The following is a 14,891-nucleotide window of genomic DNA, read 5'->3' as shown; positions in this document are numbered from 1 at the left end:
GGGAAATTGTATGTCTTGAGTTTTTTTCGCTGTGCGGCATACGGCAAACCTTGAATGAACCTGTCTATAAGACTTAACGCACAAGAATACTCCCTTGATTTTCGCTGATTTGGAGAATTATCAGCTTTTGCTATCTTTTCTTGAAAAGCAGAACTGAAATTCAAATCGTAAGAATCAACACCCATATCCTCCATGTATTGGGATATGTATTCTATGTAACGTAAATACCTGTCGGTCATGTAGGTGGACAGTTTGAAACTCTCAAAGGCTCTTTTGCAGTAAATGAAGAACTCACTGCGTGGAATGGATTTGCAATTATTCATTGTGTATGATTTTTTGAGTTCGGCGATATTGCCATATAATCAAAATGAACAATATACAATAATATTATTAAAAGTCTGATTGATTTTCAGATAAATAAAATGTGTTCTTGTAATAATCATTTAGTTTTGATAAGTAGCAAAGAAACCTTTGTCCAATCTGCGATAACTAAAAAATCCGCAAGTAAAACTTGCGGAGGCTATATATTGGGTCGTTATTTTTTGGTGGAGGGGAATGATAATCTCGAACCGTTGAACTACACATTTCTGCTTCGTCTCCATTTCCCCCAACGATTTGATACGTTCAATCATTTTTGTTGTTCCTTTCTGAATTTTCCTAAATACTTTCTTCATAATTTCGCTATACTTTTTATGGTTAATAACTATGTTTTGTATTGCTCTCACAACACTTACAACTTGAAGTGTTATTTGGAAACCGATAGGCAAAAATGGCTCAACGATGTCAATTAACGAGAAAATCCTACGATAATCTATCAAGTGATAGAGCAAAAGACGTGCCAAGTTAAATATGGCACGTCTTTTGCCAGTTTTGTCAGTCCTTTTATGGGATATACAACAGCGCAAACTCCGCCTTTCTCCGTTTGAGCAGCATGGCGTGGCGTTTTCCTTTGTAGTTGCAGAAGGCTATATACTCACGGTAGATGTTCCTGTCACCAGCTTCCAGCTTCTTGATTAAGGTGCTTTTGGGGATTGTTTTGCTGCCTAACAGCTTCGCCGGTCCCACATTGTAAGCTAACGTGCCAAGCAAAATCGAATCAACCCCGAATTTACGGAACATGGCGACAAATTTGCGCAGGTCTTTCCGCAAAAGTTCATCCGCATCCCGTTTTGTCATGGTTCGTGCCGAATACTTCTCGTTTGGCAAAAGTTTGTGACCCCAACCGACGTATGGGTAGTGTTTTTCTGAGTGCCAGCCTTCAAAGTAGCGGCAGCATAAAAAAGCACGTTCCATAAGCGGCAGTCGGTAGATTGCCGCCTGCCCGTCCGTTCCCTCTTGGCGGCTGATCTGCGCGGACACAGAACAGACCGTCAGAAGTGAACAGAGCATTGTCATGAATACACGCATCATTTCAACAAGGGGCTGAAGTTGCCGATGGGAACGATGGTAAGATCGTCGTCCTTTACATTCCTGTTGTTGAAGTCAAATTCCAGTTCGTAGGAGTTGCTAAAGTTATCCTCCACCACCACGATGAAATTATGCGCCTCATCACCCGCCGCCGTGTAGTACAGGCGGAATTTTTCGTTCTCCAGCAGGTAGCGGTCGTTAGGCAGGAAGGTGATGCCGTTATCCATTTTGAGCGAGCCTTCCCCCTCGAACTGGAAATAGCGGATGGTATAGAGCGTACCCGAAAAGTCGCCCTCCTTTTTCAGTTCACAGCGGATTTCCACTGTCTGCCCCTTTACTACCTTGTTCGGCACGGGCATGACCTCCACCGTGAAGGGATAGGACTGCTGGATGTCCATGTCATCGTCACATGACACGAGGGTGAATGACATGGCGGCTATCAGGCATAACGCCACTGCCTTGAATATTGATGTTCTCTTGTTTCTGTTGTTCAGTATGTTCATTGTTCTTCGATTTTTAGATGGTTGTTTTTCTGTTTTTTCGTTGTCAGTTGCAGGTACTCGTTCAAGTCCTTGCAACCGTCATAGAGGGAGGAACGGTCGGTGACACGTTCCCCGTATCGCATGGTAAGTGCGGCAAGCGTCCGCCGTCCGGCTTCGTCACGGTCGAGGAAGCAGCCGATGCGCCCGTATCCGTCCAGCAATCCCGCCGCCTTCTCCACGTTGGCGACTGAGTTCAGCACAAGACAGTCAGCGTTACCGGTTACACCAAGCGTCACGGCAGAGAGAAAGTCCATGAAGCCCTCGAACACGAGGCACTCGTCAGCCGGGATGTCATTCGCCTTTACCAGTGATACAGACTTCGGAGGTATGCAACCCTTGAAATATCGGCTTCTGACTTCATAGCCACCTGCCATGTTCGGAAAGCCAACGGCAAAATACCGTTTCCCACGCACACCGTAGTTCAAGCGGCAGCAGTGACGGGATGCGATGGCGTAAGGGATGCCCCGTTCCTCTAAATACTCCGTCAGCAGTGAGCGGAGCAGCGGAGCGACCTCCACATCCTCAAAAACGGATTCGGTCGGCTTCGAGAGATAGACGGGCTTTTCCCATCCGGCAACCGTCATATTGGCGGCTTCCGCTATGAACTTCGCTTGCTTCATGAAGTCATCGCTTTGCAGAAACTCCCCGGCAAGCGTGAAGATGTCGCCGCCCTTGCCCAAACCGAAGTCGTACCAGAGCTGTTTCGCCACGTTCACACGGAAAGAGGATGTGCGCTCGCCCCTGTACGGGGCAAGATACCACAGCTCGTTACCGCTCCTTCTGACAGGCTCATGCCCCAGCCGTGCGAGAAAATCCGCAAGCGGCATCCTTCTGACAGCATCTATTTCCGTCCTTTCCATGCCCGTGTCAGTTGATGATGAACTTGATACCGACCCCGAACTGCGTGTGGAACTTCCGTGTGTCGCCACCCCAAAGGCAACGCTCCCGCAGGTTGGCAAGCAGGGCGATACGGTCTGCCACGTAACACTCCACATCGAGCGTCAGCGCACCGCCGTAGATGAAGGCGTCCCGGTCGTGCAGCGTGGAGCCGTCATGCAGCACCTTCTTCCCCCAATTTACCGCCTCATATCCGGCGAGAGCCGAAGCCCCGGCATAGACGAAAACAATCTTTCGGGCGTCCGACAGTATCTTGAAGTAATAGCCGCCCTCCGCCGTGAACTGCGCCACGGGTATCTTGGTGTCCTTGTAGGGATTGTTCTTCAACAGGTATTCGCCACCGAACACCCACTTGTTCCCCTTCTTCGTGTAGGTGGAGAGAGCCGCCCCGAAGCTGTACCCGCCGTCCTTGCCGCCGAGATTGAAGCCGTCCGCCATGTCCGCCCTCACCTCGATGCCCTGCATCTTCGGCAGACACCGCTGGGCGTGCGCCTGCCCTGTAAAAAGGGCAAGCGACGCGATGATTATTGCGATGTACTTTCTCATGGTCAGCGTACTTGAAGTTCGTTGATGGTACCCGCGCGTACCAAATCCTCGTTCTCAATCACGAAGGACTGGTGACGGCCGCCGTTCTTCTCGTTCAATTCCACCACGAGGCACTTGTCATCGGGGATGGTGAACTTCGCCATCGTGAAGACCGTGCGCTCGCTCTTTTTGCCCGGCACGAGGGTGGCGTAGTTCTGCGCGCGGAGCGGCAGAATAATCTGCTCCTGCACGGCAGTACGCTTCGCAACCTTCTTGTCCACGATTTTCCAAGTGATGTAGTCCACATCGAAAGGCACGTTGCTCTGGTTCTTTATCTCCGTGTGGAAATAAAGCAAGCCGTTGTGCGTGTAGATGCCTTTCAACAGGTATTGGATGCCGAAACGCTTGCAGCCGATATGCTTCACCTCGCGCTTGTTCTGTTTGTGGATGGACTTCATGATAAGGCGCACCAGCATCGGGCTTTCGCTGCCCAGCTCTTTCAGATAGATTTCCTGCGCGTTGTTCGGGCGGTTCACCGTGCTGCCGTCATGGATGAAGTCGCACATCTCCACGTTGAGCAACAGCGGTTCGGCGGCGTACTTCACGTTGAAGGTGTAGAAACTGCCGTCCTCCGTGATGACGGACATATTCGTTTCGTTGGGAAAATTCCTTACGGTAGCCTTCACACGGATGATGTTCTCCGCTCCGTCGGCTTTCCCGGCAATCAGGTCGGGCGAGCCTAAATCGACATAGCGCACCTCCGCCGGAAAAATGACGTGGACGGTCTTGTCGTAGGTCACTTCCAGACCGTGCGGCGGTATCATGCGGTCGAAGGTCAGCTTGCGTGACAGCCCGTGATATAGGTCGCCGTCCGCCTCCTTCTGCGGATAGACCTCCTTCGTCAAGGTCGGTTGTTCACTTCCGTTGGTCGTTTCAACGGTTACATTCTCCTGCGCGTTGGCAGTTATGATGCCCATAGCGAGGGCAAACATGATGATTACTTTTCTCATTACTTTTGGATTTTAGTGGTAATTTTTATTGTTTTCAATATTTTTCTTGGTAAAGCATGACCCTGTACCCGGCTTTCAGATGCACCTTGACGGTTCGCATCTTTTTGGCGATGTACTGGCTCGTGCCTTGTATCAGCCCCTTGCCCAAGTCGGAGGCGAGCTGCGCCCCGGCATTGGTGGAGATGTTGATGCTGCTTCCCAGCGAGCCGCCCATGTTGGCGGCGACCTCCCGGACGGCGTTCATCTCCATCGAGTTCGGGATGAAGATGCCGGGCTGTCCGTCCGTGTCATAGACCGCAAGCTCCACGGGGATAATCGTGCCGTCGTATTCCAGCGAGGTAATCTCGATGTCGAGCCGCTCACCCTGTATCTTGCCCGTGCCGACCACCACCGCACCCCGGGGTATTGTCCTGCCTGCCACCGCCATAGGCTCCAGCAGGCGCAGCCTTACCGTCTGCCCGTCCGTCACGCTCTGCGCCCCATGCACGCACGCCGGTATGGTGTTCCTGTCCAATACCTCCGCCGTGCCGACAGCCGTGTTGAAACCCCGGTTGCGTTCCTGCGATAAGGCGGCGACAAACTCCGCGTTACTCATAGGCTGTGAGAGTGAAGAAACTACTTGATGCTCCACCTGTCTGATAGGCATTGCCTTGTTCTTCTTCCCTTTCTGCACGGTAGTTGGCTCTGCCCTCTGTTCCGCCGATGGCTGTCCTCCGTTCTGACCGCCCATGTACTTTGCCGCCAGCTCGTAGGACTTCTCCATAAGAGCCACCTGCTCGTCCATAGAGGAAGCCTTGCCCCTCTCGCTTTCCAGTTCCGACTCCAGCGATGCGATGCGCTCCAACAATTCGTCCATCTCCGCATTGTCGTTTTTCGGCTGGTCGTAGAAGTTTCCGAGCGTGGCGTTCAGGTCACGGTAGGCGGCTGCGGAGGACTGGATGGTCTGCGGCGTGGCTGGCTTTGCCCTTTCTTCCTTGCCGCCCGGATTGGCGAGGTCGAAGTCCACTCCGTTCTCCGTTCCCGCTATCTCGCGGTCGAACATGTCGCCCAGCTGCCCGATGGCACGGTTGCGGCTCTCCTGACGCTCTTCCATCTCCCCATGCTCGTAGGCTTTCAGCTTGTCGCCGATAATCTGCCGGTTCGCCTTGTCAGCGTCGGGCATCTCGGTGTTGTATCCGTCCGTTCCCGGCGGTTGCTCCTTGCCGGAGGACGGGGCGAATATCAGCCACATCGCCCCGATGAACACCAACACCATAGCGGGCAGCACGATCATCTTCTGCCGTTTCAGCCGTTGCGCCTCTGTCAGCGGTTCGCGCTCCTTTTTCGGTTTCCCCGTTTCGGGAGCAGCTTTGTTCTCTTTCGTCGGTTCATTCTTTGTCTGTTCCATATAAATAAGGTGTTAAGTGATTGCCTGTTTCCGCCGGGGTCGGCAGTTCCACCCGTCCGGCGTGTCCCGTTTCCATATGTGAGCCGTCGTTCCTGCCGATGTCATAGACGGCTCTGCCGAAGGTGTAAAGGGCAAGCACCGCGAAGGCGGCGAACATCCCCAGCACGATGCGGCGGCGTGTTTCCGGCGGCAAGCCGTCCAGATACCCTTTGAGACTTGCCGCCAAGCGTTTCCGTTTGTCGTGGAGTTTCCAATACATGCCCCACATTGATTTTCTGATACTTTTCATGTCCTGTTACCGTTTGATAGTCTGTAAATCCTTGTTCTCAATGATGGTGAAACCCTCGATGGTAAAACCGTTCGGGTTGTCATCCGACCGCGATGCGTTCAGCAGGCGGCAGGTGGTCACGAGGCTGCGCTCGGTGACGTTGCTCTGCCGGATGATTTTCTGTGTGGCGTAGGTCACGGCACGGTAGGGATAGGCGTTGAAGTCGCACACCACGCTGTCCACCTTCAGCACTTGGTTGATGTTCCCGGCGATGATGCGGTTGTAGTACCCCTTCTCCGCGAAGTCCGAATAATAGTGGTACACGCTCTTGTCCGCCAGCAGCAAGGCACGTTTCACGTTGTGTTCAATCGCGCTTTTTTCAGGTGATAGCGTGAAGAACATCTCGTGGAAACGGCGCACATGTTCCCGTGCCTCCGCCGGGCGGTTCTGCGACAAATCCTGAGACAAGGCGAGCATCAGGCTCTTGCCGTTGTCCAGCACATAGATTTTCTCCCGTTGCTTCTCTGCGAAACGGTAGGAGTTCCACACGCTCCACACCGTCACCACGGCGCACAGCGAGAGGAAGACGATACCGAACAGGCGTATCTGCCTGAACGACGATTCGATGTTTCTAAGTGATTTGAATTCCATTTATATTTTCCAATTTATGATTGCACATTGATTATTTCAGCAATTTGCCGACACGTCCGACTGCGTTTCCTGCGGCTGCACCCGCCACGCTGCCCGCCATGCTTCCGGCTCGTCCCGCCATCTGGTTCACGTTGCGACCGTAACCGCCCATGCCTCCGGCTTGGATAATCCAGCCCGCAACGGTGGGAATGGTAAAGTAGCCGATGATGCCGATGCAGAGGAATACGATATACACCCCGTCGCTCGAATCCAGCGAGAAGTTCGGGTCTGCCTGCATCCGCTCGATGTCGTTTTGCAGCATCAGAACCTGTATCTTCGCCAGTATGGTGCTGAACATGTCCGATACCGGTAGCCACAGATAGACCTGTATATAGCGGCATATCCACTGCGTGAGCGTGTTTTGGAAACCGTCCCATACCGACAGGGCGAAGGCTATCGGACCGAGAATCGCCAGCACCACGAGAAAGAAGGTGCGGACGGTGTCTATCACGAGGGCGGCGGCTTGGAACAGCAGTTCGAGTATCTCGCGGAAGAAGTCGCGGATGCTCTTCTTCATGTTGTACATTCCCCGGTCGATATACATTCCCGCCATCGTCACCATGTCGGAGGGCGACCAGCCGAGTTCCTCCAGTTGCTTGTCAAATTCCTCGTTGGACACGAGGTAGGCGGTTTCGGGGTTGCGTACCATCGCCTCGTATTCCAGTTTGTCCTTCTGCTCCCGGTATCGGTTCATGTCCAGCGTTTCCGCCTCCAGCATCTTTGCCGTGCCCTGTACGACGGGTGAGAGGATGCTGTTTATCGTGCCCAGCACCACAGTCGGGAAGAACATGATGCACAGACCGATGGCAAAAGGACGGAGCATCGGGAATACGTCTATCGGTTCAGCTCTCGCCAGCGACTGCCATACCCGGTAGGCGACGTAGAACAGCGCACCCAGCCCGGCGATGCCTTTCGCCACACCAGCCATGTCCCCACACAGCGGCATCATCTGCTCATAAAGTGAACGTAAAATCTGATGAAGGTTGTCGAACTTCATAGGCTACCAGTATCTTTCGTTCATGTTCCCGTACAGCCCCATGATGCGGTCGAGGTCGTTCTTCTTTTTCGCACGCAGGTAACTCACGGAGATGTTCTTGTTCGTGTAGTAGCTCACGAGGTTGCGGTAACGCTTCATCTTCGAGTGGCAGCGTTCCACCACGTCCATGCGCTCCTTGTCGGTCATGGAGAGCGTGGTGATGTTCACCACGTTCCTGAGTTCCGTCAACACTTCGTTGCTTTCCTCCAGCAGTTTCGTGTAGCCGAAAGCGATTGCGGAAAGCTCTTCGGGTCTGAAATTCCCGTCACGGAGCATCCGTTGGAAACTGTTCACATAGATGTCTGTGATGTCGCCCACCATCAGGATGGTCTGCTGCACCTTGCGGGCGTCCTTGACCAGATTGTTCACCGATTTGAGGGCATCGTAATACTTCTTGCCCTGCTGATAGATTTTCACCGTCTCCTGAAAGTTGCTCACCATGTTCGTGGCGGTCTTGGAGGTATGGATGATGTTTTTGGAGGCATTGATGATGCCCTGCGCTAGATTGCCCGGATCGCTTACGACCCACTGTGCGCTTGCCCTGCCCGCGAAAAGCAGGCACAGGCAGATAATCATTGTTATTCTTGTTCTCATGTTACTTTGGATTTTAGTGGTTGTTATTCTTCGGTCGGATGTCCCGGCTGCGGCTTCACCCGCACATAGTCCCCGTTTGGCGAGAAAGTCAGCACATCCGTGGCCTCGTTGTAGGACACGTCGATGCGGAAGCCGGTGTTCATGAACAGGTTGCCGTTCTCCTCCTGCAAGAGATAGGTTTCCGGCTTGAGCTTGCGGCGCAGACCGCTACGACGGAACACCGTCACTTTGTAGGCTTCGCCCTCCTTGTAGATAAGCACGTCAGGTTTTCCCTCCACGCTCTCCCAGTTCCCGCACAGCATGTCGCGGCGGTTGTCGGCCACGTCGCAGGATTGCAGCATCATGACCGCCAATCCGATAAGGCACTTGCTGACTTGCAGCATTTTCACTTTTGGTAAATTCATACGCGTTTTTCTTTTTTGGTTGATACATTCTGTTTTTTAGTTATTCCTTGTTTCTCCGCCTTTCGGCAAGCTGCCGGATGGCGGCTTCGATGTCGTCGCCCAGCTTCTCCGCCAGACGGTAAACCTCCACTTTTTCCGTTTCCTCGGTGGTGTACGCCAGATACTCTTCCGCGCTGACCTCCGTGGCATAGACCGCCGACTGCGTGCCGCCCAAGCCTATCCACACCTCCTTGTAGAGCCGTGAAGGGTTGTTCGCCATGTTGATGGAGAGTATCTGCGACTTCTCCTTTTCCGTCAGTCCGAGCAACGCCTGTATCTGGTCGAACTTGTTCATATATTTCCTTTGGTCAAGCAGGATTTTACAATCCGAGTTGTTGATAATGCTCTCTTTGACCACCGGAGAACTGATAATGTCGTCCACCTCCTGCGTCACCACGATTGCCTCGCCGTAATATTTTCTGACCGTCTTATACATATAGCGCAGATATTCAGCCATGTTCGCCGATGAGAGGGCCTTCCAAGCCTCTTCCACGATAAGCTGTTTCCGCACGCCTTTCAGCCGCCGCATCTTGTTGATGAAGGCTTCCATGATGATGATGGTCACGACGGGGAACAGTTCGCGGTTTTCTTTAATCGAATCTATCTCGAAGACGATGAACCGCTTGCCGAGCAGGTCGATGTTCTCCGTGGAGTTGAGCAGGAAATCGTAACGCCCGCCCCGGTAATACTGCCGCATGGTGGTGAGCATGTTGTCGATGTTGAAGTCGGACTTCTCCACCTTGATGTCACGCTGTGCCAGTTCCTTGCGGTAGTCGTCACGCATATACTCGTAGAAGGTGTTGAACGACGGCACGATGCTACGGTCGGATTGGATGCGCTCAATATAGGCACTCACGGCACTGCCCAGCTCGCCGCTCTCCGTCTTTGTCACCTTGTCGTCCTCCGACTTCCAGAGCGTCAGCAACAGGGTCTTGATGCTGTCCTTCTTCTCCACGTCGAAGATGTAATCGTCGGTGTAGAACGGGTTGAAGCTGATGGGCTTATCTTCCGTGTAGGTGAAATACACACCGTCCGCTCCGCCTGTCTTGCGTCGGATCATGCCGCACAAGCCCTGATAGGAGTTTCCCGTGTCCACCAATACCACATGTGCGCCTTGCTCATAATATTGGCGCACGAGGTGGTTCATGAAGAAAGACTTGCCGCTGCCCGAAGGACCCAGCACGAACTTGTTGCGGTTGGTCGTGATACCTCGCTTCATGGGCAGGTCGGAGATGTCAAGGTGCAGCGGTTTTCCCGTGAGCCTGTCCACCATCTTGATGCCGAAGGGCGAGAGCGAGCTGCGGTAGTTGGTTTCCTCTGTGAACAGGCACACCGCCTGTTCGATGAAGGTGTGGAAACTCTCTTCCGCCGGGAAGTCCGCCGCATTGCCGGGCATCGCCGCCCAGTAGAGTGTCGGGCAGTCGATGGTGTTGTGGCGCGGCACGCATTCCATGCTTGCCAACTGGCTGCCCACGTCGTTCTTGATATGCTTCAGTTCCTCCGCATCGTCGCTCCACGCCATGACGTTGAAGTGTGCCCGTACCGAGGTCAGTCCGTAGGAATGGGCTTCGTTCAGGTATTGGTCTATCCACTCGCGGTTGATGCTGTTGCTCCTTGAATAGCGAGATAGCGACTGCATGTTACGGGCGGACTTCTCGAACTTCTGCAAGGTTTCCTCACTGTTGTCTATCAGCACATACTGGTTGTAGATATGGTTGCAGGAGAGCAGAAGCCCCACCGGGGAGGCGAATGACAGTCGGCAGTCACTCCGGTCGGTGGAGAGCTTCTCGTAACGGGTGTCGGTAGCCACCTTGCCCGGCAGGTCTTCCGCGTCGGAGAGGGTGTGCAGACACAGGCGGTTGTCGCCGATGCGCATCTCCCTTGCCGAAAGCTCGATGTCCTGCAAGGTGGTGTCACCTTCCGGCATGAGCGAGAAGTAGCGTTCAATAAGTCCCGTCTTTCCCTCAGTACCCACAATCTCATCGGTGGAGAGGCGGCGCAGCCTGACAAGCCCGCTGTCGTTCATGATGCGCTCGAACTGTTCGCAGGCTTCCAAGAACTTGGTCGTGGTTTCCCTGTCCAGCTCCTTCGGGATGATATGTCCCCGGCACAGCGTGCTGAAATTGCTCTGCATCCGGTTACGCTCCTTTGTTGTCTTGGTCAGGTAGAGGTAGCAGGTGTGTTTCAGGTACGGACGCTCGTTGAAGTGACGCTCGAAAGAGCGGCTTAAAAAGCTCATGTCGTCCTTCTGAAGCTCCGGTTTGTAGCGTTCCTTGATGAACCAGTCCTGTTTGTGGACGACGGAGTAGTCCGGCAGCACCTTGATAGCCTTGCACCAGCAACTGTGTATCGCCTCGTACTCCGCACCCGTCACGGTGTAAAGTTCCGGTAGTTCCACCTCGAAAGCCACCGTGATGTCGGCGTCCTTTGAGATGATGCAGCCATGCTCCACCGCTAAAAGTGGGAACCTGTTTTCCAGTGTTGTCATTTTCGATGTATTCCTCATTGTCTTTCTTCCTTTCGTTGTCGTTTGAACAGACGGGTTATCCGCCGCCGGTTGATAAGGTATCGGGGATGGCTCCGTGCCGCTCCTAATTTCATCAGCCCGTGTTCACCGTACCGGGCGTTCAGCGCGAAGGTCTGCCATACAAGGAGGGAGGACGATGCCGCGCCGAAGCCGATACATATCCACTGGTCGATACCGACCATGTAGAGGATGACGAACAGGACGAAGAGAGCCAGCAGACCTCCGCAGAAGATGAAGAGGTACTGTGCCTTCAAGCCCTTGAACTCTACCGGACGGCCGATACCCTTGTTGATTGGGTATTCAGCCATACATTATTTATTAAAGGAAGAATGAGCGCAGGATGGTGGCGGCAACAATCAGGAAGATGCACGCGCCGAACCACGAGGCGGCTGTCTTGCTGGTGTCGGGGTCGCCCGATGAAAACTTGCCGTACACTTTTACGCCCCCGATAAGCCCGACGACTGCACCGATGGCGTATATCAGTTTAGTTCCGGGGTCGAAATAAGAACTCACCATAGAGGTGGCTTCGTTGATGCCCGCGATGCCGTTTCCCTGCGCGAAAGCGGAGGCGGTTGCGGCGATGACAAGTGCCGCGGAGAGGATTGCTTTTCTGTTTTTCAAGATGTTCTTGTTCATAAACTGTTCTTGTTTTTTGCCGTCAAAAGGGTGGATGGTCCTTTGTCGGGCGGTTGATACTTTGTTTCTTTACTTTGGTTTTAGTGGATGCCCGTTTGTTTCCACGGACGTGGGCGTGTCCGTTGCGGATGGGGATGCGCCTTGCGTTTCCTCGCCGCGTGGGTTGATGTCATTCTTTCATGTTCATTTCTTTTATTGTTGTCATACATAGTTGCGAATGTCGAACTCCTCGATGTTGTCCGGCACGACGAACTCCTTTTCAGATTTCTTCAGCCGAATCTCGATAAGCCCCTTGATGCGGATGCCTATCTCCGAAGAGCCTTCCATCATTTTCTCGTACAACTCCGTGCCCTCCATGTCGGTGAACACCTTAGCCGCCTTTTCACGTTCCGCCTGTGTCGCGTCCGGGTTTTTGGCGGTCTTGCAGGCGTCGTCAATCTCGTCAAAGCTGCTGCCCGAAGCCCGTGGCGTGTCCGAGGCGTCCTCTTCCGGTTCGTCGTCCCCGTATCCCAGTTCCTCCGGCGGTATGCTCGTGAAGGTCTCATCGAGTTTTTCCTCCGGGACTTGTGCCGGGCGGGATGCGTTTCCCGTTTTTCCGTCGTCAAAAGTAGCCTCTTCCTCCGACAGCTCAATGCCTTTTTCAATAGTGGCGGCTTCTTGCGTCGGTATGGCAGCGGTTGTCCGGGTGGATGCCATCCTGAAACGGCTCTTGCCGATGATGTCCGCCTTTTCCGCAGGGACTTCCTCGTGTGCCGCTATGCGTTTAGCCTCATTCCCGTCCAGTGACCGCCATAATCCGACAATGCCCTTGAAGAAGCGGACAATCCGCGTGTCCATGATGCGCTCGTAAAGGAGCAGGAACAGGAACCAGAGGTTGCAGCCGACCGATACCGCCAGCAGAATGTCTGTCATGCTGATTGTGTAATTCATATCCTTCCGTTTTTGGTTAGAATACTGAATTGTAATTTCGGGCATAAAGGCTCTTTATCGCATCTTCGCACTGGTTGAAGTGGTGCGTCAGCACATGGTCGATGTAAGCGGACAGCGTAAGCCGGTCATGCCCGATTACACGGGTGATACGCATGATACGCTCGTGGTACTCCGGGCGCACATACGCCATCTTCCCCTCACGTGCCTTTACTTCCGGGTCGCGGATGAACAGGCGTTCATAGTCCTTCTCACTGCATTTGCCGCTTACCGGGACAGGCGACAGTATTTCCACACTCGCCTGCACTTGGGTAAACATACCTCCGCAGTCTTGCTGTGGTCTTTTTTCATTCGGTGTCATTTCTTTTTCCATTTTCAAATCAGATCTTCACGTTGTTTCTTGTACAGTTCGTTGATTCTCTCCTTGTGCTGTTCCAGATGCTGGCGCAGCACGGTATCCACATATCCGCCTACTGAGATTTCCCCTCCGGCGATGTCGTTCACGATTCTGAGGATCTTGCCGTGGACGTCACGGCTGATATAGACACATTGGCGGGTCTTTATCTCGTTGCGGCGCAGGAATAGCTCGTTGTAGTCCTCGTCCTGCCTTTTCCGGCGTCCACTTTCCCTCTGCGCTTTTTCCCGTGTTACGGGTTGCACAGGAGATGGTTCCGGTGCGGCGGTGTCCTCTTCGGTCGGTGCAGCTGCGGGTACTTCCTGTGCGGGGCGCAGTGTCCCGTCCTGTGTGCGCCGCCCGATGGAGGCTAACAGCAGTTCCTCGTCGATGCCTTCCGTGTTCACTTTCCTGCTGCCCATGCTCACTGCGGTCTGATGATGTCGCTTATCTCTTCGGAAAACTCCCGGATGCCACTCCCTTTCAGCAGTGCCGTGTCCATCGGGAAGATGGTGGAGCGGAAAACGCTCTTGCGCTCTTCCGAAAGGTCACGGCGGAACTTCTTGCTGTCGGGCAAGCGGGTGGAAAGTACCGGAAAGCCCATTTCGGCTATCACTTCCTCGTAGATGCCGTACAAGTCGTTCCTCTCCCTGCCGTCCACCATCGTCCAGAACAGATGCAGCCCCTTTGTTTTCGCCTGTCCGGTAGTCATCAGCCTGTCGCGGAACATCGTGACGAATTTCAGGGTACTCTCCACGACAAAGCGGTCGGCACTCAGCGGAGTGAAAATGTAGTCCATCTGCGAGAGCGTCTTTATCACGCCGTTGCTTCGGAGTGTGCCGGGCATGTCGAAGAACACCACGTCGGGTTTCACGTCCTCAGTGGCAATCATCCTCTCGGCATCGTCGAGGGCGTTCACCGCATTGCTTTTGACGATGGTGTAGGCGTTCTTTTTGATCCGGCGGAAATGGTCGCAAGCGAGAGCCTTGAAGTAGGTGCTGCTGTCGATAAGCCCCATTTCGTGTTCGCGCAGCCCGTGGATGCTGTGCTGCGGGTCGTCGCAGTCCACGACGGCGACATTGTAGCCTTTCACGTTGTGCAGGTAGCTGGCGGCAAGTGCCGTGACAGTGGATTTGCCGATGCCACCTTTCTGTGTTGCGAATGCAACGAAGATTTCCTTACTCATAGTTCCATTTATTTTAATTGTTGATGATTTGTTTTTCTGTTTCCATACGGATTTGGCTGTCGCACCATCCGCTTCCGTGACTACACACGCAGGCGGGTCGTCGCGTATCCGGTTCTGTGGTGAAGCGGTGCGTCGGACAAATGGTGATTGACGACATTGCGTCATGAAGTCATTGAATCCATACGTCACCGAATTGTCGGAGAACCGGGTTTCCGACGGTTCGGGTATCCGTTTCGGCAAGTATCCGAAGAAGCGGATTTCCGGGTATTTGAATGTTCCGTTTATCATATCTTCAAATCGTTCGTTTCTTGAATCATGCTGCAAATAAACAAGTATATTTTGGAACCTGTATCACTTCTCCGGCAAGTGGCGGCACGTTGCGCCGGTTGGCAGTCATTGACCGGGTCAAGCATCTGTCCGAT

At 53.5% G+C, this 14,891-nt stretch carries 20 protein-coding genes; all 20 read right to left on the bottom strand.

What is annotated here, in order from left to right:
- A partial coding sequence (locus HPS53_RS01850) for a hypothetical protein (protein ID WP_172203981.1) occupies positions 1-323 on the bottom strand: 323 nt, incomplete at its 3' end.
- Between the two features lie 120 nt (positions 324-443).
- The gene (locus tag HPS53_RS12745; RefSeq protein WP_168355477.1) at positions 444-818 is read right to left on the bottom strand and encodes a hypothetical protein; all 375 of its coding nucleotides are present in this window, start codon (positions 816-818) and stop codon (positions 444-446) included.
- Positions 819-882: 64 nt separating this feature from the next.
- Positions 883-1,410 carry a glycoside hydrolase family protein gene (locus tag HPS53_RS01840; protein ID WP_004291526.1) on the bottom strand — a complete coding sequence of 176 codons (528 nt, stop codon included), beginning with the start codon at positions 1,408-1,410 and terminating at the stop codon, positions 883-885.
- Positions 1,407-1,910 carry a DUF3872 domain-containing protein gene (locus HPS53_RS01835; protein ID WP_004291525.1) on the bottom strand — a complete coding sequence of 168 codons (504 nt, stop codon included), beginning with the start codon at positions 1,908-1,910 and terminating at the stop codon, positions 1,407-1,409. Before HPS53_RS01835 ends, HPS53_RS01840 begins: the two co-directional genes overlap by 4 nt.
- Positions 1,907-2,809 carry a toprim domain-containing protein gene (locus HPS53_RS01830; RefSeq protein WP_004291524.1) on the bottom strand — a complete coding sequence of 301 codons (903 nt, stop codon included), beginning with the start codon at positions 2,807-2,809 and terminating at the stop codon, positions 1,907-1,909. The genes HPS53_RS01835 and HPS53_RS01830 overlap by 4 nt, the downstream gene beginning before the upstream one ends.
- A gap of 7 nt (positions 2,810-2,816) precedes the next feature.
- The gene (locus HPS53_RS01825) at positions 2,817-3,392 is read right to left on the bottom strand and encodes a conjugal transfer protein TraO (protein ID WP_004291523.1); all 576 of its coding nucleotides are present in this window, start codon (positions 3,390-3,392) and stop codon (positions 2,817-2,819) included.
- Positions 3,393-3,394: 2 nt separating this feature from the next.
- Positions 3,395-4,381: a conjugative transposon protein TraN gene (gene traN, locus HPS53_RS01820; protein WP_004291522.1), complete on the bottom strand. Its 987-nt coding sequence runs from the start codon at positions 4,379-4,381 to the stop codon at positions 3,395-3,397.
- A gap of 34 nt (positions 4,382-4,415) precedes the next feature.
- Positions 4,416-5,768 carry a conjugative transposon protein TraM gene (traM, locus tag HPS53_RS01815; protein WP_004291521.1) on the bottom strand — a complete coding sequence of 451 codons (1,353 nt, stop codon included), beginning with the start codon at positions 5,766-5,768 and terminating at the stop codon, positions 4,416-4,418.
- The gene (locus HPS53_RS01810; protein WP_004291520.1) at positions 5,749-6,057 is read right to left on the bottom strand and encodes a TraL conjugative transposon family protein; all 309 of its coding nucleotides are present in this window, start codon (positions 6,055-6,057) and stop codon (positions 5,749-5,751) included. Before HPS53_RS01810 ends, traM begins: the two co-directional genes overlap by 20 nt.
- Before the next feature lie 6 nt (positions 6,058-6,063).
- Positions 6,064-6,687, bottom strand: a complete 624-nt coding sequence (gene traK / locus HPS53_RS01805; protein WP_004291519.1) for a conjugative transposon protein TraK — start codon at positions 6,685-6,687, stop codon at positions 6,064-6,066.
- A gap of 31 nt (positions 6,688-6,718) precedes the next feature.
- On the bottom strand, positions 6,719-7,723 hold the full coding sequence (gene traJ / locus HPS53_RS01800) for a conjugative transposon protein TraJ (RefSeq protein WP_004291518.1): 1,005 nt from the start codon (positions 7,721-7,723) through the stop codon (positions 6,719-6,721).
- Between the two features lie 3 nt (positions 7,724-7,726).
- Positions 7,727-8,356, bottom strand: coding sequence for a DUF4141 domain-containing protein (locus tag HPS53_RS01795; RefSeq protein WP_004304283.1), 630 nt, complete (start codon positions 8,354-8,356; stop codon positions 7,727-7,729).
- A gap of 23 nt (positions 8,357-8,379) precedes the next feature.
- Positions 8,380-8,760, bottom strand: coding sequence for a DUF3876 domain-containing protein (locus HPS53_RS01790; protein WP_004291516.1), 381 nt, complete (start codon positions 8,758-8,760; stop codon positions 8,380-8,382).
- Positions 8,761-8,800: 40 nt separating this feature from the next.
- Positions 8,801-11,305, bottom strand: coding sequence for a TraG family conjugative transposon ATPase (locus HPS53_RS01785; RefSeq protein ID WP_172203979.1), 2,505 nt, complete (start codon positions 11,303-11,305; stop codon positions 8,801-8,803).
- Entirely contained in the window at positions 11,302-11,634 is a 333-nt protein-coding gene (locus HPS53_RS01780) for a DUF4133 domain-containing protein (RefSeq protein WP_004291514.1), read from the bottom strand. The genes HPS53_RS01785 and HPS53_RS01780 overlap by 4 nt, the downstream gene beginning before the upstream one ends.
- 10 nt (positions 11,635-11,644) lie before the next feature.
- Positions 11,645-11,962 carry a DUF4134 domain-containing protein gene (locus HPS53_RS01775; RefSeq protein ID WP_002560983.1) on the bottom strand — a complete coding sequence of 106 codons (318 nt, stop codon included), beginning with the start codon at positions 11,960-11,962 and terminating at the stop codon, positions 11,645-11,647.
- Positions 11,963-12,163: 201 nt separating this feature from the next.
- Positions 12,164-12,892 carry a hypothetical protein gene (locus HPS53_RS01770; RefSeq protein WP_004304280.1) on the bottom strand — a complete coding sequence of 243 codons (729 nt, stop codon included), beginning with the start codon at positions 12,890-12,892 and terminating at the stop codon, positions 12,164-12,166.
- A gap of 16 nt (positions 12,893-12,908) precedes the next feature.
- Positions 12,909-13,262 (bottom strand): DUF3408 domain-containing protein, encoded by a 354-nt coding sequence (locus tag HPS53_RS01765; RefSeq protein WP_004291505.1) that lies wholly within the window; start codon positions 13,260-13,262, stop codon positions 12,909-12,911.
- A gap of 2 nt (positions 13,263-13,264) precedes the next feature.
- Entirely contained in the window at positions 13,265-13,705 is a 441-nt protein-coding gene (locus tag HPS53_RS01760) for a DUF3408 domain-containing protein (protein WP_004291503.1), read from the bottom strand.
- A 2-nt stretch (positions 13,706-13,707) separates the two neighbouring features.
- The gene (locus HPS53_RS01755) at positions 13,708-14,757 is read right to left on the bottom strand and encodes a ParA family protein (protein WP_004291492.1); all 1,050 of its coding nucleotides are present in this window, start codon (positions 14,755-14,757) and stop codon (positions 13,708-13,710) included.
- Between the last annotated feature and the right edge of the window lie 134 nt (positions 14,758-14,891).

The organism is Prevotella sp. PTAC (assembly GCF_013166535.1).
Lineage (GTDB): Bacteria > Bacteroidota > Bacteroidia > Bacteroidales > Bacteroidaceae > Prevotella.
This window is presented reverse-complemented; position numbering and strand designations above follow the sequence as displayed.